The sequence below is a fragment of the Kribbella sp. NBC_00662 genome (assembly GCF_041430295.1).
In the GTDB taxonomy this organism is placed as follows: Bacteria; Actinomycetota; Actinomycetes; order Propionibacteriales; family Kribbellaceae; genus Kribbella.
This window is the reverse complement of record NZ_CP109029.1, coordinates 4,294,446-4,314,927: the sequence shown is the minus strand read 5'-3', so window position 1 is coordinate 4,314,927 and position 20,482 is coordinate 4,294,446. Positions and strand designations below refer to the sequence as shown.

Here is a 20,482-nt window from a genome sequence, read left to right as displayed (position 1 = left end):
TCGCCGACGACACAGCCCTCGGCGCGGCGGTCCAGACACTGATCGTTGCGGAGGACGTACTCGGCGTCTTTGACGTGTGGTAACTCCGATCAAGAACTGGAAACCCTTCGCTCCATGCGCTGCAACACGGAGTCGGAGATCTCGACGCCCCAGCCTGGGGCGTCTGAAAGGACGACCTCGCCGTCGTGGGCGACCGGGAACGGCTCGTACACCCGCATCGACGAGGCGTCCTCGATCGTCCACTCGTGGAAGAGATTGCAGGCCGGCATCGCGGTGACCAGATGGGCGGTGAAGATCGCCGTCAGCGATCGGCCCGACGAGTGCGGCACGCACGGGAGCCCGGCCAGGTTGGCCAGGTCGGCGACCTGGCGGGCGCGGGTGATGCCGCCGATGTAGCAGACGTCGGGCTGGATGACGTCTGCCGTGCCGTCCTGGACGATCCGGCGCATGGTGTCGACGGAGAACTCCTGCTCGCCCAGCCCGACGGGGATGTCGAGAGTCGCCGCGACGCTCCTGGTGTTCTCGTACTCCCAGAACGGCACCGGCTCTTCGAAGTGCAGGTAGTCGTACTCCTCGAGCAGCCGCCCGATCCGGACAGCCTGGCCCGGCGAGTACGCGCCGTTCGCGTCCGCGCTGAGCTCGATGTCGTCACCGAGCTCCTTGCGCAGCAACGGGACCAGGCGCCAGGTGCGGCCGGTGCGCGACTCGGCATCGCGGCCGTTGCGCTCGCCGATCTTGATCTTCACCGCGCGGAAGCCGTGCTCGGCGACGGCGCGGACCATCCGGTCGACCTCCTGCTCCGGCGTCGTGTCGCGACGCATCGCCGAACCGTAGACCGGCACCGACGGGCGGTACTTTCCGCCGAGCAACTGGTAGACCGGTTGCGACTTCGCCTTACCGACCAGGTCCCACAGCGCGGTGTCGACACCGGCCAAGGCCCGGAAGAGGAAGCTGCCGAAGTACTTGTACTCCGCCCGGGCGCACTCCTCGGCCAGGGTCATGACATCGAACGGGTCGCGGCCCAGGTAGTTCCGCGCGACCAGTGTGTGCAGCACCTCCCCGGTGATCCGGGCCTCGGAGTGCGCGGTCTGTCCGTAGCCTTCCAGACCGTCGTCGGTCCGCACGCGGACGATGCAGCCGTGGCCGTCGAACGTCTCGATCGACGTGATCTTCGTCAAAGCGACTCCGCCCGTGCCGGCAGCTTGTAGAACGCGCGGGCATTCTCCGTGTAGATGTTGTCCCGCTGCTCCGCTGACAGCCTGACCTTGAAGGCGTGCTGGGGATGGTCGAAGTCCCAGTGCGGATAATCGGTGGAGAACATCACCTTGTCGCTACCGCCGAGGTGGTCGAACACCTTCTGGAGGTCGGCGGGCCGATGCGGTTCCTCGATCGGCTGGGTCGTCACCCAGAAGTGGTCGCGCACGTACTCCGACGGCCGCCGCCGTACCGAGGGAACCTCCGCGCGGAAGCGCTCCCAGTGCGTGTCCATCCGCCAGGCCAGTGACGGCAGCCAGGCGAACCCACCCTCGATCAATGCGATGCGCAGGTTCGGCAGCCGGTCGAAGATCCCGCCGAAGATCAAGCTCGCCACATGCGCCTGGAACGCGGCGGACATGCCGGCGTGATCCTCCAGGTAGAACGACGGCCAGCCCGCACTGCTGATCGGTACGCCGCGAACGCCGCCGCCGTAATGGATCCCGATCGGCAGGTCGTGCCGTGCGGCAGCCTCGTACATCTTCCAGTACCGGCGATCGCCGAGTGGCGCCGCGCTGCGGGCAACCAGCAGCACCTGCACGAAACCCGGATGACCGGCGAGCCGCTCGATCTCCGCGACGGCCTGCTCGCTGTGCTCGGCCGGCACGATCATGCCCGAGCGCAGCCGCGGCTCCGGCTCCAGCCACTCCTTGATCTGCCAGTCATTGGTTGCCGCCGACAACGCCGCGGAGAACTCCGGATCGAGCTGACTGCCGGAGCCGCTGAGCGGACCGAGGATCCCGAACTCGACGTTCAGCCCGTCGAGATGCTGTTTCTGCATGAACCCCAGATCGGCCCCCGCGGGCAGCCCGGACGGCGGGAAGGCGTCGTACCTGGCCGGCGAGCCCTTCGGATACACGTTCCCGTTGTGCTGCCGCGAGCCGAACGTCTTCAGATGCCTGAGCCAACGGTTCGAGAGGTACGGTTCGAGCGCTCCGGGCGCCATCACGTTGTGGATGTCGCAGTCGATGATCATCTGCTTCGCCGCGGTCCGGCGAACAGGTCGGGTCTCTGTCTGTGTCTGCGTCTGTGTCATGACGTCTCCTCATCGCAGCCGGTACGTCGCGTGCGCGTTGCCGGACATGATCTTGGTCTGCAGCTCCCCGGGGATCCCCTCGGGCAGCGCATCGGCGGAGTTCGCGAAATGCGCGTGCGGGTAGTCGGTGGAGAACATCAACATGTCGTCGCTGAGCAGCTGGTCGATCACCTCGAGCAGGTGCTCCGGGGTGTCGGGCCGATCCAGCGGCGCGATCGTCATCCGGACGTGGTCGCGGATCACCTCCGACGGCGGACGCTCCACCCACGGGACCTCCCGGCGCAGCCCCTTCCAGTCCTTGTCGAACCGCCACATCATCGGCGGCAGCCAAGCGAACCCGCCCTCGATCGTGACGACCTTCAGCTCGGGGAACTCGACGAACACACCTTCGGTGACGAAGCTCATCAGCTGCGTCTGGAAGGCCAGCGGCACGTTCACGTAGTCCTCGACGAAGTACGTCGCCCAGCCGATCGGCGTCGTCGGGTTACCGCTCGACCCACCCGCCTGCACCCCGATCACCAGGCCGGCTTGCTGGGCTGCGCGGTAGATCGGCCAGAACCCGCGGCGCCCGAGCGGCTCCCGGCTCCGCGAGGGGACCGTCACTTGGACGAACTGCTCGTGTGCTGCCGCCCACTCGACCTCTTTCGCCGCGAACTCCGGGTTCTGCAGCGGCAGCACGGCCGATCCGCGCAATCGCGGGTCCTGTTCCAGGAACTCGTGCAACTGCCAGCGGTTCAGCGCCCGTGCGAGCGCAGCCGCCAGGTCATCGTTGTGGATGGAATCGATGGCGTAGGTGCAGTTGAGGATCGCGTACTCCAGCTGCCACGGGTCGAGCAGCTGTCCCTGGAGAAGCTCGAGGCTGGACCCGGCCGGGCCCTGCTCGGGCCGCGAGCCGTCGAGGAAGAGATTGGGTGCGTTCGACGGATAGAGGTTCGAGGGCAGTCCGCCCATCCCGGACTCGGTGATGTAGTCGCGCCACCGCGCCTCGAGGTACGGGAAGAGGTTCTTCAGGCCGGGGAGATTGACATGTACGTCGGTGTCGACCAGGTCGAGCCCGGTCCATTGCTGGGGCCGGGCGTAGTTCTCGAGTTCTTGTACAGCCACGTGTGATCTCACCTTTCACAGGTCGAGGACCAGTCGGGACGACAGCGCACGTGACACGCAGATCATCATCGTGTCGTTCGCGGCGCGTTCGTCTTCGTCGAGCACGGAGTCCCGATGGTCGGGAACACCTTGCAGCACAGTCGTCTGACAGGTCCCGCAGGTGCCTTCCTCGCAGTTCGACAGGACGAAGATCCCGGCCTCGTCGACGACTTCGAGGATGGATCTGTCCGGCGGTACGACGAGCACCTCGTCGCTGTCGACGAGTTGGATCTCGAAGGACGTGTTCGGAGGTGCGTCGGTCAGCGGCCGGGGCGCGAACCGTTCCACCTGCAGGGTCTTGTGCGGCCAGTGCGCACTCCTCGCCTCGACGGCCGCGATCAACGGCTCGGGACCGCAGCAGTAGATCAACGTGCCGGGCTGCGGTTCGGCCAGGAGCTGGTCCAGTTCGATCAGGCCGTGCAGGTCCTGCGGCCATTCGAGCACGCGGGCGGGATCGATCCTCCCGACCTCGTCCCGATAGGCCATCGATGCCTCGGTGCGTCCGCCGTACACCAGCCGCCAGTCGGCGCCGGCTTCGTGCGCGGCCTTGATCATCGGGATGATCGGCGTGATTCCGATGCCGCCGGCAATGAACAGGTAGCGCGGGGACTCGTGCAGCGGGAAGTGGTTGCGCGGCCCGGTGGCCGTCAGTACGTCGCCGGCCCGGACCTGCTCGCACAACACGATCGAGCCACCACGGCTCACCGGCTCCCGCAGTACGGCGATGCGCCAGCGGCCACGGTCGCCGGGATCGCCGCACAGTGAGTACTGGCGAACGAGCCCGGGACGGATCTCCACGTCGATGTGGCTGCCCGGGGCCCACGACGGCAGCTCCGAGCCGTCGTCGGCGACGAGCAGGACCTCCGTCACGCCGACCGACACCTGCCTGGTGGACTGCACCCGCAACGCGATGGTGGTCTCACCCACCATCCCGGCGGCGTCAGATATTGACAATGACATAGTCGCGATCGACCTCGACCTCGTACGTCTCGCCGGAGTACGGCCCCGGCTGGAAGCCGGCGGCGGACAGCTCCGGGTTCTTGGCCAGCGACTCCCCGGATTCGACCCCGGTCTGGTACGCCTTCACTTTCGTCTTCGCGGGGTCGAACCAGGACTGCCCGGTGGCGATCTCGAACTCCCAGCCGTGCCAGGGGCAGCGGATGATCTCGCCGCGCATGATGTAGTCGTAGTTGCCCGGCTTGTCCGAGCGGACCAGCCCCGAGGTCACGCCCTCGCACATCGGCCCACCGCCGTGCGGGCACAGGTTGCGGATCGCGTAGTAGTTGCCCTTGACGTTGAAGACGCCGATCGACCGCTTGGCGATCTCGACCACCTTCCGGGAGCCGGGCGGAATCTCGTCGACGGTAGCCACCACGTACTTGGTCACGTTGTCTCCTTACTTGATTCCGGTCAGCGAGATTCCGCGGGTGAAGTACTTCTGCGCGAAGACGAAGACCATGACGGTCGGAATGATCGCCAGCGTCGCCCCGGCCATCAGCGGGCCGTACTGCGTGCTGTCCTGCGTCTGGAAGAACGCCAGCCCGACCGGGACGGTGAACTTGTTGACATCGCTGAGGTAGACCAACGGGCCGAAGAAGTCGTTCCAGACGTTCACGAAGGTCAGCACCGCCAGCGTGGCCAGGGCCGGTTTCGACAACGGCAGGATGATGCTCACGAAGATCCGGAAGTGACTCGCCCCGTCGACCAGCGCGGCCTCGTCGTACTCCCTCGGGATCGTCATGAAGAACTGCCGAAGCAGGAAGGTGCCGAACGTATTCGCCACGATCGGCGGCACGATCAGCGGGAAATGGGTGTCGATCAGGCCGGCCTTCACGTACGCCGAATACAGCGGCAGCACCATCAGCATGTCCGGGATCATCAGCGACGTGAGCAGCAGCCCGAAGGCGGCATCTCTCCCGCGGAACTGCAATCTCGCGAAGCCGTAGGCGCCCAGTGCGCAGACCATCAGCCGGCCGATGATCACCAGCACCGTGATGTAGGCGCTGTTCCCGAGGAACCGGATGAACGGCAGCACGCCGTTGTCGACCAGGTACTCGTAGTTCTCGAACGTGAACGGGTTCGGAAGCAGCCGCGGGGTCAGGCTGATCACATCGCCCGGCTCCTTGAACGAACTCGACAGCATCCACAGGAACGGGCCGATGGCGATCAACGCGACGACGATGCAGACGACGTACGTCGCCGTCGATCCAAGGATCCGCCCTCTCATTGGTAGAACACCCACCTCTTCGACAGGCGGTTCTGGATCCAGGTGACCGCGAGCAGTACAGCGAAGAGCACGATCGCCAGCGCCGACGCATAACCCATCCGCCGCAGCGAGAACGCCTCGTACCAGAGGTGGTAGATGTAGACGTAGGTACCGTCGCCCGGTCCGCCGCCCGTCATCACCAGGATGAGCGCGAAGACCTGGAACGAGCCGATCGTCTGCAGGATCAGCAACATGAAGATCGTCGGGGTGAGGAACGGCAGCGTCACGTGCACGAACCGGGAGAACCGCCCGGCCCCGTCGAGCGTGGCCGCTTCGATCAACGTCTCCGGAACGCCTTGCAGGCCGGCCAGCACGATGACCATGTTGAAGCCCATGTTCGCCCAGACCGCCGTCACGATCACCGCGGCCATCGCCGACGCGGGTTCACCCAGCCAGTGCGGTCCGGTGATACCGAACGACGCCAGTACTGCGTTGATGACGCCGTACTGATCGCTGAACACCCACCGGCTGATCACGCCGACGGCGACCAGCGACGTCACGTACGGCAGGAAGATCAGCGCCCGGATCACGGCCATCCCGCGGAGCCGGTTGTTGACGAGCAGCGCCAGCGCGATCCCGATGATGATCCCGACCGGGACATACCCGATCGTGTAGATCGCGGTGTTGATCAGGCTCTTGCCGAACAGCGGATCCTGCCCGGAGAACATCTCCTTGTAGTTGGCCACGCCGGTGAACTTCGGTGCTGCCAGGCCGTCCCAGTCGGTGAAGCTGGTGACCAGCGTCGGCAGGACCGGGATGACGTTGAACAGCAGCGTCCCGATCACGACCGGGCCGATGAACATCCAGCCGCGGAGGTTGCGCCGCCGCGTCCCGCGCCGCCGTACGTCGGGCTGGTCGACGGTCGTCGCCGCCGGCGCCTGGATCGTCGGTGCGGCCGTCACTTGGCCGCAACCTTCAGGTCGGGGTCGGTGAGCGCTCCTCCCTTCTCGAGCAACTCCTTGCCCTTGCTCCCGTTCCAGCCGCGCTTCTTGATCTCGGCATTGACGGCATCCCGGCCGCGCTTGAGGTAGTCGGCGGTGGCCAGCTTGCCGCTGACCAGGTTGTTCGCGTTGGTGCCCTCGACGAACGAGTCCGCCAGCGCCGTACCGATCGGTCCGCGCGGGAACGGTACGTCGACGGGCTTGCCGTTCACGTTCCCGAGCGCCTCGGCCCAGACGTTCGCGGTCTTCGGCCGCGGGTGGTCGGTGAACGCCGCGCTCTTGGCGACCTCGGTCAGTGCCGGTACGGCGAACTGTGCCTTGGCCATGACCTCCGATGCCGCCTTGCCACACAACGCCTTCATCGCCAGGAATGCGGCCTGTGGGTCCTTCGCGGTCTTCGGGATCACCCAGGTACGGGCGTAGTTCTTCGTCATCGCGAACAGCGGCGTCCTGGGCCACGGCATCACGTCCCAGTCGACGCTGTCGCTGATCTGCGCGCTGATGTCCATCGCCTGCCACGTCATGGCGAGCTTGCCCGCGTTGAACAGTGGCAGGTACTCGACGTCGACGGTCGGGGCGTATCCCTCGCGAATGTAGGAGATCTGCTTGTCGATCGCGTCCAGCGTCTCCGGCTTGCCGTAACCGCACTCGGTCTGGTTGTTGTAGAGCGCGGTGTCGCCGGCCCCGTACGCCGTGGGCTGGATCGTGTTGACGGCGTACTGCAGGCCGTAGGTATCGGTCCGGTTGCCGCTTTTCTTCGTCAGCTTCTTGACCGCGTCGTCGAACTCGTCCCAGCTCCAGGCGTCGGCCCATGAGGTGGGCGCCGTGAGGCCGGCATCGGCGAACAGTTTCTTGTTGTAGTACAGCGCATTGGCGCTCATGCCGGGTGTGATGGAGAACTGGTACCCCTCGACCGCGACCTTGGTCGTGAACGTCGGGCTGTACTTCGTCAGGTCGAAGCCGTTGGTGCTGTCCTGCATCATCTTGTCCAGCTGCAGGATCTTGCCGCTGGTGGCCAGATCGTAGACCCGGTCGTCGTCGATGCGCTGCAGGTCGGCCGTCGTACCCGAGGCGAACTGGAGCATGACGCTGGCCCAGTCGTCGCCCGGCGCGGGTTTCCAGACGATCTTGATCTTGTGTTCGTCGAGGCTCTCCTTCTGAGCAGCCGCGATCATGTCCTTGAACATCTTCTGCGTGGTCGGATCGCCCACGGAACTGAAGGTCACCTCGGTCCAGCCCGCGGGCGAACCGGAGGACGAGCCGCCGCACGCGGCCAGCGAGGTCCCGGCGACGCCGGCAGCGGCCAGACCAAGTCCGGATTGGAGTAATCGGCGACGGGTGAGCAACGAGCCGGAAGTCATGAGTGTCTCCCTCGGCAAGCGGTTCGACCGGCGGGCGGCAGGAGCTCTCTACACCGATGTACTACGAGCCGGTGAGAGCTGCGAGCTATCGGTCTGGGGGTGTTGCATCAGGTTGGCTCAGCACGAGGGAGCTGTCAACACTATCTGGAAGCTAACTTCCGATATGTGGAACCGGATGACCGGACCTGGCCAGCGCGCAGCGCGCATTTATGCTGGCGCCGTGGAGAATGCGGTGGAGAACAAGGCGTCCGGGAGTGTCCAGTCCGTCGAACGGGCGTTCCATCTCCTCGAGCTACTGGCCGACAACGGCGATTCGACCCTGACCGAGCTCTCGGCCGCGATCGACGTACCGGCACCGACCACGCATCGGTTCCTCAAGACGCTGGTCTCGCTCGGCTACGTGCGCCAGCTGCCGAACCGTCAGTACGCACTCGGGCTCAAGCTGACGAGGCTGGCCGGCCGGGTCGATTCCCAACTCGCCCCGATCGTCGCGCCGCACCTGGACACGCTCGCGCGGGAGATCGGCGAGTCGGCGAATCTCGCCGTACTCGAAGGACACATGGTCGTCTACATCGCCCAGTCGCCGTCGAGGCATGCGATGCGGATGTTCACCGAGGTCGGGCACCGCGCCTACACCCATCTGACCGGAGTCGGGAAGGCGATTCTCGCGGACCTGCCCGACGAGGAGATGGCGCGCATCGTCGGCCGGGCCGGTATGCCGGCCGCGACCGAGCGCAGCATCACCGACCTGACCAAACTCCGCAAGGAGCTGAATCGCATCCGCCGCACCGGCTACGCGACGGACAACGGCGAACAGGAACGCGGCGTCGTCTGCTACGCCGCCGCGATCCCCGACATCCCGATCTCGATGGCGATCTCGGTCTCCGGCCCGTCTTTCCGTATGACTCCGGAACTCGCCAAACAAGCAGTCCCGCTGCTGCTCAGCGAGGCACGGGCGATCTCCGAGGAGTTACTCGGCGCCCTCGACTGACCTATCAGGCTCGGCGGACGAACTACACCGGATGGGAGGCCTGCGGCGGGTTCAGCCAGGCGAGGTCGTGGGGATCGACGGGCTCGGCCGTGCCGAGTTCGCGAGCTATGTGGATCGAGCGGATCGTCTGCTCCAGCAGGAGGGCTGCTCTGACTGCCTCGGCGGCGTCCGGGCCGACGGTGAACAGGCCCTGGCCTGGCATCAGGACGGCTGGTGATCTGCTCAAGGTGTCGACGATTCCCCGGCCGACGGACTCCCCGGTGGTCTGCACGTACGGACCGACCAGGATCGGACCGTCGAATCCGTTCGCGATCGTCGGCAGGTGCGGGATCGGCTCACCTCGGGCCGCCCAGGTGAGCGAGAGTGTCGATCGGGTGTTCACGATGCTTCGTACCGCGGGCAGTTCTCGATATACGACGGCGTGGGCATCTCCCCCGGCGGACGGCGCGAGCACGCCGTCGAGAATCTTCCCGGACAGGTCCGTGACCGCGACCGAACCCGCCAACGTGCGGTCGATCGGAGCTCCGGGCGGCTTGACCACGATCAGGTCGGCGCCCGGGACGCGGGCGGACATGACGCCTGTGTTCAGCAGGTGGAGCCGGGCGGTCGGGAGGTGGTCGGCAGTTCGGCGGAGCTCCTCGACCGCTGCGCCGACGTCGACCATCAGCGGGCCCCGGCCCTGGTCAGTCGATGGTAGACGTCGTTCCAGTGCAGCTCCCGCTGGAACTCGCGCACGGTGGTCGATGCGTCGATGACGGCCAGCTCGACGGAGAGCATGTCGGCGAAGTCCTCGTACACCTCGCGGTCGAGGGCCGTCGTCAGGACGGTGTGATGAGGTCCGCCGGCCGTCAGCCAGGACTCGGCGGACGTGGCCAGCGACGGCTCGGGCTTCCACACGGCACACGCGACCGGCAGCTGCGGCAGTGCCTCGTCCGGCTCGACCACCTGTACGACGTTCGCGGTGAGGCGGAAGCGATCACCCAGGTCGGCGATCCCGACGACGACACCGGCACCCGGATCGGCGGTGAAGCGCAACCGGACGGGATCCTCGCGGCCGCCGATGGAGAGCGGATGGATCTCCAGCGACGGGCGGGCCGACGTCAGCGACGGACACACCTCGAGCATGTGCGCGCCGAGGATCTTCTCCTCCCCCGGCACCAGGTGGTACGTGTAGTCCTCCATGAACGACGTGCCGCCCGGCAGCCCTTCCGCCATCGCCTTGCTCGCCCGGAGCAGTACCGAGGTCTTCCAGTCGCCTTCGCCGCCGAAGCCGTACCCGTCGGCCATCAACCGCTGCACGGCGAGGCCGGGCAGCTGACGGAGGCCACCGAGATCCTCGAAGTTGGAGGTGAATGCTCCGAAGCCGCCCTCGGTCAGGAACGACCGCAGGCCGAGCTCGATCCGGGCGCCGTAGCGCAGGGATTCGTGGCGTTCGCCGCCGGGCAGCAATTCGGGCGCGACGGCGTACGTGTCGGCGTACTCCTGCACGAGCGGGTCGATCTCGCCGTCGGGCACACCGTCGACAGCCTCGACCAACTCGTTGACGCTGTACGTGTTGACCGATACGCCGAACCTGAGCTGCGCTTCGACTTTGTCTCCCTCGGTGACCGCGACGTCGCGCATGTTGTCACCGAACCGGGCGAGCTTGAGGGAGCGGAGTTCCGTGACGCCGAGCGCGGCCCGGGCCCAGTGCCCGACCCGCTCCTGGACGTCGCGCGACTCGACGTGCCCGGCGACGGTCTTGCGCGGCACCTGCAGCCGGGACTGGATGTAGCCGAACTCCCGGTCGCCGTGGGCGGCCTGGTTGAGGTTCATGAAGTCCATATCGATCGTTGCCCACGGCAACGCGACGTTCGCCTGCGTGTGCAGGTGCAGCAACGGCTTGCGCAGCGCATCGAGCCCGGCGATCCACATCTTCGCGGGCGAGAAGGTGTGCATCCAGGCGATCACGCCGACGCATTCCGGCGCACTGTTCGCCTCGAGCATCTGCCGGTGGATCGCGCCGGCGTCGAGCAGCACCGGCTTCCAGACGATCTCCACCGGCAGGTTCGCGCCGGCGAGCCGCTTGGCGACGGCCTGGGACTGTTCGGCGACCTGCTCGAGGGTGCCGGGACCGTACAGGCCCTGGCTGCCGGTGAGGAACCAGACCTCTCGCAGAGTGGGGTTCGCAGGCATGTGGTCCTTCCCGGTCCGTGCGTTGGTCATCGTTGTCCGTAGACGTTCTGGTAGCGGTCGAAGAGGCGGTCGACGTAGGTCTGCTCGATCGGGATCGGCTCACCGAGCTGGCGGGCGAGGTGCACGGTGCGGGCGACGTCCTCGCACATGACCGCCGCCTTGACCGCGGCCTTGGCGGTCGGCCCGATCGTGAAGACGCCGTGGTTCTGCATCAGCACCGCGGGCGAGCGTGAGTCGCGCAGCGTCTCGACGATGCCGCGACCGATCGAGTCGTCGCCGATGATCGCGAACGGCCCGACCGGGATCGCGCCGCCGAACTCGTCGGCGCACATCGTCGTGACGCACGGGATCGACTCGCCTCGCGCGGCCCAGGCCACGGCGTACGGCGAGTGCGTGTGGACCACGCCGCCGACCTGCGGCAGCTCCCGGTACACGTACGCCTGCGCCTCGGTGTCCGACGACGGCGCGTGCTCACCCTCGACGACCCGGCCGTGGAGATCGCAGACGACCATGTTGGCCGGCGTCAGCTCGTCGTACGCGACCCCGCTCGGCTTGATCACCATCAGGTCGTGACCGGGCACCCGGGCGGAGACGTTGCCCGCCGTCCAGACCACCAGCCCGTACGCCGGAAGATGCGCGTGCAGCTTCGCCACCTCGGATCGCAGCCGGGTCAGGGTGTCGGCGACTTCCGCGATCACGCTCATCGGGCCTCCAGCGCCGTACGGCGGATCGCCTTCAGCTTGCGCATCAGCTTGCTGTTCCGGCCGAAGTAGTCGTGCAGTTCGAGATACAGATCGAACAGCTGGTCATAGGCTTTGGCCCGCTCCTCGTCGGGGAGGTGGACGCCGCGCCTGACCTTGCCCATGTTCTTGGCCGCGGTCGGGACATCGGGATAGGCGCCGGCCGCGACCGCGGCATGGATCGCCGACCCGAGCGCCGGTCCTTGTTCGGAGTCGATGATCGAGAGCGGAAGCCGGGTCACGTCGGCGTAGATCTGCATCAGCAGGGCGTTCTTGGCCAGGCCGCCGGCGATGATCAGCTCCTTCACCGGTACGCCGCTGTCGTCGAACGTCTCGGTGATCACCCGCGTGCCGAATGCCGTTGCCTCGAGCAACGCCCGGTAGCCGTCCTCGGGCCGGGTCGCGAGTGTCTCGCCGACGATCAGGCCGGAGAGCTCGTGATCGACGAGCACCGACCGGTTGCCGCTGTGCCAATCCAGCGCGACGAGCCCGTGTTCGCCGACAGCCTGCTCGGCGGCAAGCCTGGTGAGGTGCTCGTGCAGCGACTCCCCGGCCGCGGCCGCAGCTTCGTGATACGACGGCGGTACGGCGTTGTCGACGAACCAGCCGAAGATGTCGCCGACTCCGCTCTGGCCGGCCTCGTAGCCCCAGCGTCCCGCGATGATGCCGCCGTCGACGACACCGCACATGCCGGGGACCTCACGAAGCGCGTCCGCGCTCATGACGTGACAGGTCGACGTACCCATGATGGCGACCATCTGTCCCGGGTCGACGGCCTGCGCTGCCGGGGCTGTCACGTGGGCGTCGACGTTCCCGACGGCGACCGCGATACCTGTCGGTAGACCGGTCCATTCCGACGCCTCGGCGGTCAGCGTGCCGGCCGCGGAGCCGAGCTGACCGACCGGGTGCTCGAGCTTGTCGGCGACGAAGGTCCCGAAGCCGGGCGCGAGGCCCTCGAGGAAGTCAGCCGACGGGTAGCGGCCGTCCTGGAGAATGCCCTTGTAACCGGCCGTGCAGGCGTTGCGGACGTAGCGTCCGCACAACTGCCACACGATCCAGTCGGCCGCCTCGACCCAGCGCTCCATCCGGTCGTAGAGCCGGCGGTCCTCCTCGAACAGCTGCAACGCCTTCGCGAACTCCCACTCCGACGAGATCAGCCCGCCGTACCGCGGCAACCAGGTCTCGCCCCGCTCACGCGCCAGCTCGTTGATGCGATCGGCCTGCGGCTGGGCCGCGTGGTGTTTCCAGAGCTTGATGTAGGCGTGCGGCCGATCCGCCAGCCCGTCGACTTCGTTCAGCGGGGTGCCGTCGCTCAGGCACGGCACCATCGTGCAGGCGGTGAAGTCGGTAGCGATTCCGATCACTCGCGCCGGATCGATCCCCGCCGCGGCGACGGCGGCCGGTACGGCGGTCCGCAGTACCTCGCGGTAGTCGTCGGGGACCTGCAGCGCCCACTCCGGCGGCAGCCGCCGGCCGGTCGTGGGGAGCTGCTCGTCGATCACCGCGTGCGCGTACTCGTGCACAGCCGTGCCGAGCTCGGCCCCGTCGGAGACCCGGACGACGACGGCGCGACCGGACAGCGTCCCGAAGTCGACGCCGACAACGAACTGTTCGGCAGGGCTCATGAGACGAAATTGTGAGCGTTAACATTCTTCGCTGTCAAGGACGGAGGTCAAGGATTGGACGGCGGATGTTAGCGCTCGCGGACGACCGGACGCGGCGCGGCCGTGGAGTCGCGGAGGACCAGCTCGGGACGGATCAGCTGGGTCGACGGATCCGGGTCCCCGGCAAGCGCCTGCAGGGTCAGCTCGACTGCGCGCCGGCCGAGCAGGGAGAACTCCTGGTTGACCGTGGTCAGCGCCGGCCAGACGTACGGCGCCTCGGGCACGTTGTCGAATCCGACCACACTGATCTCGCCGGGCACGTCGCGGCCCTTCTCGTGCAAGGCGTACATCAGGCCCATGGCCATTCCGTCGTTGGCCGCGAAGACCGCAGTCACATCGGGGTCCTCGGCGATCCGCAGACCCGCCGCGTAACCGCTCTCCGGCGACCAGTCACCGGCGAGCTCCGGTCCCGGCAGAACGTGCCGGTCCTCGTGCGCATGTTGCCAGCCCGCGCGCCGTTGGGCGGCTTCCACCCACTCCAGCGGGCCGGTGACATGGGCGACATGACGGTGCCCGAGGTCGAGCAGATGCTCGACCGCCAAGCGGGCGCCTATCTCCTGCTCGATCCCGACCGCCATCGGCTGTCCTTCGCTCACGCCCTGGACGACGATCACCGGCACGGGCACCTCGAGAGAGCTGACCTGCTCGAGTGCATGACGATGGGCAACGGCGACGACGATCGCCTCGACGGCCTCGTCGAGCAGGCGGCCGACAGCCTCCCGGAGCGACTGCGACGAGAAGTCCTGGACTGCCACGAGTGAGACGTCGTACCCGGCTTTGTGGCCGGCGTCCTGAACCGAGACAGCGATCATGCTGGGCCCGTGGAGAACCAGATGGGCCGAGATCATCCCGATGCGGTGCGACCTGTTCGTCACGAGCAGCCGGGCCGCGTTGTTGCGCCGGTAGCCCAGCTCCGCGATCGCCGCGAGCACGCGGGCCCGCGTCTCGTCCCGAACCAGCTCCGACCCGTTCAGCACCCGGGACACGGTCTGGTGCGAGACGCCGGCCGCGGCGGCCACATCCGTCATCGAAGGAGCCCGTCCCGCACCTTCGCTCGCTCTCGCCATGAGGAAATAGTAGGTACGCTCCGCCCGCACCGTCAGCGGGCGGCCCCGGCGCGGCGTTTGTTGTAGATGTCGAAGGCAACAGCCAGCAGCAGGACCAGGCCCTTCACGACGGACTGGGTCGACTGGTCGACACCCATCAGCTGCATACCGTTGCTCATCACTGCCATGATCAGACCGCCGACCATCGCGCCGACCACGGTCCCGACACCGCCCGCGACCGCCGCACCGCCGATGAAGGCCGCCGCGATCGCGTCGAGTTCGAACATGTTCCCGGCAGCGGGCTGGGCACCGTTGGACCGCGACGAGTAGATGACGCCGGCGATGCCGGCCAGGAATCCCATGTTGACGAAGATCCAGAAGTTGACCTTCCGGACCTTCACACCGGACAGCATCGCGGCGGACAGGTTGCCGCCGATGGCGTAGACCTGACGGCCGAAGACGGTGTTGTTCGTCATCAGTCCGTAGGCGACCACGAGGACGGCCAGAATGATCAGGACGATCGGCAGACCACGGGCGTGCGCCAGTTGCCAGGCGAAGTACATGACCACCGCCGCGACCACCAGCACGCGAGTGACGAACAGCGGGAACGACTCCACCGACTGCTCGTAGCGGATCCGAGCCAACCGGGTGCGGAACACACCGACCGCATATCCGGCGACCGCGATCCCCGCGATGAGCAGCGTGAAGGCGTCGTAGCCGTACCCGCCCATCAAGCCGTTCAGGAATCCGCTGGCGACCTTCTGGTATTCGGCCGGGAACGGCGACAACGACACGTTGTCCAGCACCTGCAACGTCAGGCCCCGGAACAGCAACATCCCGGCGAGCGTCACGATGAACGCCGGCATGCCGACGTACGCCACCCAGAAGCCGTGCCAGGCGCCGACCGCGGTCCCGACCACCACGGCAGCCACCACGCCGATCCACCACGGCTGTCCGTGCTGGATGACCAGTACGGCCGACACCGCGCCCGTCAACGCGACGATCGACCCGACCGACAGATCGATGTGACCGGCGATGATCAGGATCACCATGCCGATCGCCAGCACCAGGATGTAGGAGTACTGCAGCACGATGTTGGTGATGTTGCCCGGGCTGAGCAGGACACCGTCGGTCAGGAAGGCGAACAGCGCCACGATCACGACGAACGCGATGTAGATACCGCTCTGCCGCAGGTTGCGCTTGATCAGCGTGAGCGGATCGCTGCTGCCGGTGTGCAGCGCGGCGGCGGAGACACTGTCCGCCGCGGCCGGTTCGGTCGGTGCGGAAGGTTTGGTGCTGGTCATCCGGCGAGCTCCTTCTCCTTCGTCATGAGCGCCATGAGGTTTTCCTGGGTCGCCTCGGCCACCGGCAGCTCGCCGGTGATCCGGCCGGCCGACAAGGTGTAGATCCGGTCGCACATCCCGAGCAGTTCGGGGAGCTCGGAGGAGATGACGATGACCGCCTTCCCCTGTGCCACAAGGCGGTTGATGATCGTGTAGATCTCGAACTTGGCCCCGACGTCGATACCGCGCGTCGGCTCGTCCAGGATCAGCACCTCCGGATCCGTGAACAGCCATTTGGACAGCACGACCTTCTGCTGGTTCCCGCCGGACAAGGTGCCGACGGTGTCCAGCACGGTGCGCGTCTTGATGTTCATCTCCCGCCGGCCCTGCTCGGCGACCTTGATCTCCTCGTTGCCGTTGATCCAACCGCCACGCGCCAGCTTGCCGAGCGCGGCGGCGGAGACGTTGGCCCGGACATCGGCGATCAGGTTCAGGCCGTACCGCTTGCGATCCTCGGTGGCATAGGCGATGCCGTTCGAGATCGCCTCGGCCACGGTCCGGGCCCGGATCTCCTTGCCGTGCATGAACAGGCGGCCGCTGATGTTGCGTCCGTACGCGCGTCCGAAGACGCTCATCGCGAGTTCGGTCCGTCCCGCGCCCATCAGTCCGGCGATGCCGACGACCTCGCCGGCCCGCACGCTGAGGGAAGCGCCGTCGACGACCAACCGCTGCTGGACCGGATGCCACACCGTCCAGTCCTCGATCCGCAGGACTTCCGGTCCCGGCTCGGAGACCCGGTCCGGATAGAAGCTGTCGAGGTCGCGGCCGACCATGCCGCGGATGATCCGCTCCTGGGTGACCTCCCCCGAGGTCATGTCGAGGGTCTCGACCGTGCGGCCGTCGCGGATCACGGTGGTGGTGTCGGCGATGGCGGTGATCTCGCTCAGCTTGTGGGAGATCATGATGCAGGTGATCCCGCGGTCCCGCAGCTGCCGGAGCAGGTTGAGCAGATGGGCCGAGTCGACGTCGTTGAGCGCGGCCGTCGGCTCGTCGAGAATCAGCAACCGGACATCTTTCGACAGTGCCTTCGCGATCTCGACCAGTTGCTGCTTGCCGACACCGAGCTGGATCACCGGCGAGACCGGGTTCTCGTCGAGTCCGACCGACGTCAGCAGCTCACGCGCCTCGGCGTTGGCCCGGTTCCAGTCGATCAGCCCGCCGCGCCCGCGACGCTCGTTGCCGAGAAAGATGTTCTCCGCGATCGACAGGTACGGCACCAGCGCCAGCTCCTGATGGATGATGACGATGCCGACCGCTTCACTGCCGCGGATACCGGCGAACTGGACGGGCGCACCGTCCAGCCTGATCTCGCCGTCGTAACTCCCGGTCGGGTAGACACCCGACAGCACCTTCATCAACGTCGACTTGCCGGCGCCGTTCTCGCCGCAGATCGCGTGGATCTCCCCGCGCCGGACCGCGAGCGAGACGTCCTCGAGAGCCGTCACACCGGGGAAACGCTTGGTGATGCCCCGCATCTCGAGCAGGACGTCGTTCATCGGGCCTCCTTCGCGACCGGACCGTCCACCCACCTCGCGGCCGGGCCCGGCGGAATGTGGCGCCGGGCCCGGCCGAAGGTCATTTCGCCTGACCGGCAGCGACCTCGGCGGCCGTGTAGTAGCCGGAGTCGACGAGCTGCTTCTGGATGTCGGGCTTGAAGACGGTCTGGATCGGCAGCAGGTACGCCGGGACGACCTTCACGCCGTTCTCGTACGACTTGGTGTCGTTGGACTCCGGCTCCTTCTTCTCCAGGAACGCCACCGAGGCGTTGACGGCCTGCTCGGCCAGCAGCCTGGTGTCCTTGAAGATCGTCGAGCTCTGCACACCGGTGTTGATCAGCTTGACCGACGCGATCTCCGCGTCCTGACCGGTGATCACCGGCATCGGCTTGGCCGCGGTGCCGTAGCCCGCGTTCTGCAACGCGGTGATGATGCCGCGCGAGATGCCGTCGTACGGCGAGAGGACGCCGTCGACCTTGGCGCCGTCGTTGTAGCTCGAGGTCAGCAGGTCCTCCATCCGCTTCTGCGCCGTCTCCTGCAGCCACCGCAGTGTCGCGACCTGCTCCATCTTGGTCTGCTTCGACTTGACGACCAGCGCGCCGCTGTCGACGTACGGCTTCAGCGTGTCCATCGCGCCGGTGAAGAAGAAGTGGGTGTTGTTGTCGTCGAGCGACCCGGCGAAGAGCTCGATGTTGAACGGCCCGGTCTTGGCGCCCTTCGAACCGTCCGCGTTCTCCAGACCCATCCCGCGAAGAAGCGCCTTGGCCTGGGCGACGCCGACCTTGTAGTTGTCGAAGCTGACGTAGAAGTCCACGTTCTTGCTGCCGCGGATCAACCGGTCGTACGCGATCACCGGGATCTTCTTGTCGGCCGCCGCCTGCAACTGGCTGCTGAGTGCCGTGCCGTCGATCGCGGCGATGATCAGCACGTCGGCGCCCTGGGTGATCATCTGGTCGACCTGCTGGGACTGGGTCGGGATGTCGTCGTTCGCGTACTGCAGATCGACCTTGTAGCCCTTCGCCTCGAGTTTCTCCTTCACCGCCTTGCCGTCCGCGATCCAGCGCTCGGACGTCTGCGTCGGCATCGATACGCCGATGGACAGATCCTTGGGCTCCTGACTGGCAGTGTCAGTGGTTCCGCCCGCCCCTTGCCCGCCGCACGCCGCGAGGCCGAGCAGCAGCAGGGCGCCACACACAGTGGCCACAAACCTCTTCTTCACAGGCTCTTCCCTTCCCGCATAGCTGTCCCTCCCACATCACAGCCCCGCTCGATTGTTAGCGCTCACATGCTGGACCCAACACCAAGGCTGGTCAAGGCGTGGACAACCCACCCGCGCGTCACGGTCTGATAACGGCAATCGGTGCATCTCTGGCGGGCGCACCGAGGAAACCCCTTACCTGACAGGACTTCACCCGCACGCCATTTTGCATCCTGAAGACCGTCGACCGATTCGACGCGATTGCCGGGAGGACAGAACTGAGCCTTCACCCGCCATTGAGCACGCTAACAACCGAAAAAAGCTCACCACACCGAGCGAGGTCGCCAACCTCATCCGGCGGGCGGCACGCGCGTAACCCACGACGTATCCCCAAGCCCTGGAACGGCGCTCCTCGTCGGCGTTGCGGCTCGGGACCTCGGCGTGTGGTTCCGCAACCGGGATCGCGCATGTCGTTGTGCTAGGCAACCGTTCGCAGGGGTCCGACGGCTGCATCGGCAGGCCGTACGCCGCGTCGCCGAGTACGGCAGGAGGGTGCCGCACCCGGCTGTGGCGCACGGGCGGCTGATGTCGTCGTCGATCAGTTCCCCGGCGTGCGGATGCCGTCGGTCGGGTACGTGGCGGCGGACTGCGGCTCGCGCAGGGCGGCGCGTGATTCGGCCAGGTAGGCGAGGCGGCGTAGTGTCTCGGAGTTGCGCCAGTGCAGGACCGGGTCGACTACTGCGCTCGGGAGCCGGTTCGCGGGGCCTTCGACGGCCTGTTCACGCATCACCAGCAGGCAGCCGTCAGGGCGGGCGGTGGCGACGAACTCGACCCGGCCGGCACCGGCCGGCCACGCCCGCACCTTGATCACCAATCGGTGGTCCGGCTCGAAATCTTCCACCGTGGTCACGTCGTTCAGCAAGAACGGCCAGACACCGACCGAGTGGTGAAGACTCGTCCCGATCGCCGGGAACCCGTCATCGACCGACCGGACGCGCGCCGCACCGACGACCCACCCGGCGTACGACGATCCATCGCCGAGCACCGCGAACACATCCGCCGCCGAAGCCCGTACAACCCACTCGTTCTCACTCATATTCGATCGGTACCCACGAGCATCCTCCAGCACCGAAACGGGTACCGAACGAGCGTGGACGAGCAACGCTTGATCGAAACAGCACTCCGACTCTCGAAGTCGCTGACTCCTGGTGACCTGGACCATACACTGAGTCGGATCACCGCGGCCGCTGTCGAAGTACTGCCCGATGTCGACTACGCCAGCATCACCGTTCGGCATGCCGATGGCCGGCTGGAGACTGCGGCGCCGACGGACGACATGCTGTTGGGACTCGACGCGGCGCAGTACGAGTTGCAGGAGGGTCCCTGCTACGAAGCCGCCACCGACGCCGTGCATGTCAGCTCGCCCGACATGGCAACAGACACACGATTCGTCCGCTATGCAGCCGTGGCGGTGGCCGCCGGCGTCCGGGCACAGGCCGGTATCCAGCTGTTCAATGCGCCCAAGTCGCAGGGCGCACTCAACCTGTACTCACGACACGTCGGCTCCTTCGACGACTTCGGCGCCCTGGGCCAGTTGTTCGCGCACCAGTCCGCCGCGGTGATCGACTACGCGCGGGAGATCCAGAGCCTCCAGGAAGCGGTCCGGACCCGGACCACCATCGGCCAGGCCGTCGGCATCGTGATGGAGCGCTACAAACTCACCGATCAGCGCGCGTTCGCGTTCCTCACCCGGCTCTCCCAGGACGGCAATGTCAAACTGCGCAAGATCGCCGAGGATCTCAACGCAACCTTCACCAAAGGCAACTGA

The 20,482-nt window shown here is 66.8% G+C and carries 19 protein-coding genes; 2 read left to right on the top strand and 17 right to left on the bottom strand.

What is annotated here, in order from left to right:
- Positions 1-89: 89 nt before the first annotated feature.
- Genes OHA10_RS21715 through OHA10_RS21680 form a run of 8 tightly spaced genes read right to left on the bottom strand, consistent with a single transcriptional unit; the run spans position 90 to position 8,001 of the window.
- On the bottom strand, positions 90-1,178 hold the full coding sequence (locus tag OHA10_RS21715) for a mandelate racemase/muconate lactonizing enzyme family protein (protein ID WP_371400587.1): 1,089 nt from the start codon (positions 1,176-1,178) through the stop codon (positions 90-92).
- The gene (locus tag OHA10_RS21710; RefSeq protein ID WP_371400586.1) at positions 1,175-2,290 is read right to left on the bottom strand and encodes an amidohydrolase family protein; all 1,116 of its coding nucleotides are present in this window, start codon (positions 2,288-2,290) and stop codon (positions 1,175-1,177) included. Before OHA10_RS21710 ends, OHA10_RS21715 begins: the two co-directional genes overlap by 4 nt.
- Before the next feature lie 9 nt (positions 2,291-2,299).
- Positions 2,300-3,394, bottom strand: coding sequence for an amidohydrolase family protein (locus OHA10_RS21705; RefSeq protein ID WP_371400585.1), 1,095 nt, complete (start codon positions 3,392-3,394; stop codon positions 2,300-2,302).
- Between the two features lie 15 nt (positions 3,395-3,409).
- On the bottom strand, positions 3,410-4,363 hold the full coding sequence (locus OHA10_RS21700) for a 2Fe-2S iron-sulfur cluster-binding protein (protein WP_371400584.1): 954 nt from the start codon (positions 4,361-4,363) through the stop codon (positions 3,410-3,412).
- Positions 4,364-4,373: 10 nt separating this feature from the next.
- Positions 4,374-4,820: a Rieske (2Fe-2S) protein gene (locus tag OHA10_RS21695; RefSeq protein ID WP_371400583.1), complete on the bottom strand. Its 447-nt coding sequence runs from the start codon at positions 4,818-4,820 to the stop codon at positions 4,374-4,376.
- Positions 4,821-4,829: 9 nt separating this feature from the next.
- Complete coding sequence (locus OHA10_RS21690; RefSeq protein WP_371400582.1) at positions 4,830-5,660, bottom strand: carbohydrate ABC transporter permease; 831 nt, start codon at positions 5,658-5,660, stop codon at positions 4,830-4,832.
- Positions 5,657-6,601, bottom strand: a complete 945-nt coding sequence (locus tag OHA10_RS21685) for a carbohydrate ABC transporter permease (RefSeq protein ID WP_371400581.1) — start codon at positions 6,599-6,601, stop codon at positions 5,657-5,659. Before OHA10_RS21685 ends, OHA10_RS21690 begins: the two co-directional genes overlap by 4 nt.
- Positions 6,598-8,001 (bottom strand): extracellular solute-binding protein, encoded by a 1,404-nt coding sequence (locus tag OHA10_RS21680; RefSeq protein WP_371400580.1) that lies wholly within the window; start codon positions 7,999-8,001, stop codon positions 6,598-6,600. The genes OHA10_RS21685 and OHA10_RS21680 overlap by 4 nt, the downstream gene beginning before the upstream one ends.
- 220 nt (positions 8,002-8,221) lie before the next feature.
- On the opposite strand from OHA10_RS21680, the gene OHA10_RS21675 reads away from it, so the two are divergent.
- A complete protein-coding gene (locus OHA10_RS21675; protein WP_371400579.1) occupies positions 8,222-8,992 on the top strand; it encodes an IclR family transcriptional regulator in 771 nt (256 codons plus the stop codon).
- A 22-nt stretch (positions 8,993-9,014) separates the two neighbouring features.
- Here OHA10_RS21675 and OHA10_RS21670 read toward each other — a convergent pair whose 3' ends face one another.
- The 9 genes from OHA10_RS21670 to OHA10_RS21630 form a co-directional block, all read right to left on the bottom strand.
- Positions 9,015-9,656: a class II aldolase/adducin family protein gene (locus OHA10_RS21670; protein WP_371400578.1), complete on the bottom strand. Its 642-nt coding sequence runs from the start codon at positions 9,654-9,656 to the stop codon at positions 9,015-9,017.
- Positions 9,656-11,197 carry an L-arabinose isomerase gene (araA, locus tag OHA10_RS21665; RefSeq protein ID WP_371400577.1) on the bottom strand — a complete coding sequence of 514 codons (1,542 nt, stop codon included), beginning with the start codon at positions 11,195-11,197 and terminating at the stop codon, positions 9,656-9,658. Before araA ends, OHA10_RS21670 begins: the two co-directional genes overlap by 1 nt.
- A complete protein-coding gene (locus OHA10_RS21660; protein ID WP_371400576.1) occupies positions 11,194-11,871 on the bottom strand; it encodes an L-ribulose-5-phosphate 4-epimerase in 678 nt (225 codons plus the stop codon). Before OHA10_RS21660 ends, araA begins: the two co-directional genes overlap by 4 nt.
- Positions 11,868-13,532, bottom strand: a complete 1,665-nt coding sequence (araB, locus tag OHA10_RS21655; protein ID WP_371400575.1) for a ribulokinase — start codon at positions 13,530-13,532, stop codon at positions 11,868-11,870. Before araB ends, OHA10_RS21660 begins: the two co-directional genes overlap by 4 nt.
- Positions 13,533-13,600: 68 nt before the next feature.
- Positions 13,601-14,638 (bottom strand): LacI family DNA-binding transcriptional regulator, encoded by a 1,038-nt coding sequence (locus OHA10_RS21650; protein WP_371400574.1) that lies wholly within the window; start codon positions 14,636-14,638, stop codon positions 13,601-13,603.
- 32 nt (positions 14,639-14,670) lie between these two features.
- Positions 14,671-15,921: a multiple monosaccharide ABC transporter permease gene (gene mmsB, locus OHA10_RS21645; RefSeq protein WP_371400573.1), complete on the bottom strand. Its 1,251-nt coding sequence runs from the start codon at positions 15,919-15,921 to the stop codon at positions 14,671-14,673.
- A complete protein-coding gene (mmsA, locus tag OHA10_RS21640) occupies positions 15,918-17,456 on the bottom strand; it encodes a multiple monosaccharide ABC transporter ATP-binding protein (protein WP_371400572.1) in 1,539 nt (512 codons plus the stop codon). The genes mmsB and mmsA overlap by 4 nt, the downstream gene beginning before the upstream one ends.
- Before the next feature lie 79 nt (positions 17,457-17,535).
- On the bottom strand, positions 17,536-18,660 hold the full coding sequence (gene chvE / locus OHA10_RS21635) for a multiple monosaccharide ABC transporter substrate-binding protein (protein WP_371400571.1): 1,125 nt from the start codon (positions 18,658-18,660) through the stop codon (positions 17,536-17,538).
- A gap of 592 nt (positions 18,661-19,252) precedes the next feature.
- On the bottom strand, positions 19,253-19,750 hold the full coding sequence (locus OHA10_RS21630) for an SRPBCC family protein (RefSeq protein WP_371400570.1): 498 nt from the start codon (positions 19,748-19,750) through the stop codon (positions 19,253-19,255).
- 54 nt (positions 19,751-19,804) lie between these two features.
- Between OHA10_RS21630 and OHA10_RS21625 the strand changes: the two genes are divergently transcribed.
- Positions 19,805-20,482 carry a GAF and ANTAR domain-containing protein gene (locus OHA10_RS21625; protein WP_371400569.1) on the top strand — a complete coding sequence of 226 codons (678 nt, stop codon included), beginning with the start codon at positions 19,805-19,807 and terminating at the stop codon, positions 20,480-20,482.

Excerpts from the sequence above, each read along its gene's own strand:
- araA (WP_371400577.1), bottom strand. The coding sequence starts at position 11,197 with ATGACCAACGCACGGACCGGGAAGGACCACATGCCTGCGAACCCCACT.
- OHA10_RS21680 (WP_371400580.1), bottom strand. The coding sequence starts at position 8,001 with ATGACTTCCGGCTCGTTGCTCACCCGTCGCCGATTACTCCAATCCGGA.
- OHA10_RS21630 (WP_371400570.1), bottom strand. The coding sequence starts at position 19,750 with ATGAGTGAGAACGAGTGGGTTGTACGGGCTTCGGCGGCGGATGTGTTC.
- mmsA (WP_371400572.1), bottom strand. The coding sequence starts at position 17,456 with ATGAACGACGTCCTGCTCGAGATGCGGGGCATCACCAAGCGTTTCCCC.
- OHA10_RS21670 (WP_371400578.1), bottom strand. The coding sequence starts at position 9,656 with ATGGTCGACGTCGGCGCAGCGGTCGAGGAGCTCCGCCGAACTGCCGAC.
- OHA10_RS21660 (WP_371400576.1), bottom strand. The coding sequence starts at position 11,871 with ATGAGCGTGATCGCGGAAGTCGCCGACACCCTGACCCGGCTGCGATCC.
- OHA10_RS21700 (WP_371400584.1), bottom strand. The coding sequence starts at position 4,363 with ATGGTGGGTGAGACCACCATCGCGTTGCGGGTGCAGTCCACCAGGCAG.
- araB (WP_371400575.1), bottom strand. The coding sequence starts at position 13,532 with ATGAGCCCTGCCGAACAGTTCGTTGTCGGCGTCGACTTCGGGACGCTG.
- OHA10_RS21690 (WP_371400582.1), bottom strand. The coding sequence starts at position 5,660 with ATGAGAGGGCGGATCCTTGGATCGACGGCGACGTACGTCGTCTGCATC.
- mmsB (WP_371400573.1), bottom strand. The coding sequence starts at position 15,921 with ATGACCAGCACCAAACCTTCCGCACCGACCGAACCGGCCGCGGCGGAC.
- OHA10_RS21650 (WP_371400574.1), bottom strand. The coding sequence starts at position 14,638 with ATGGCGAGAGCGAGCGAAGGTGCGGGACGGGCTCCTTCGATGACGGAT.
- OHA10_RS21710 (WP_371400586.1), bottom strand. The coding sequence starts at position 2,290 with ATGACACAGACGCAGACACAGACAGAGACCCGACCTGTTCGCCGGACC.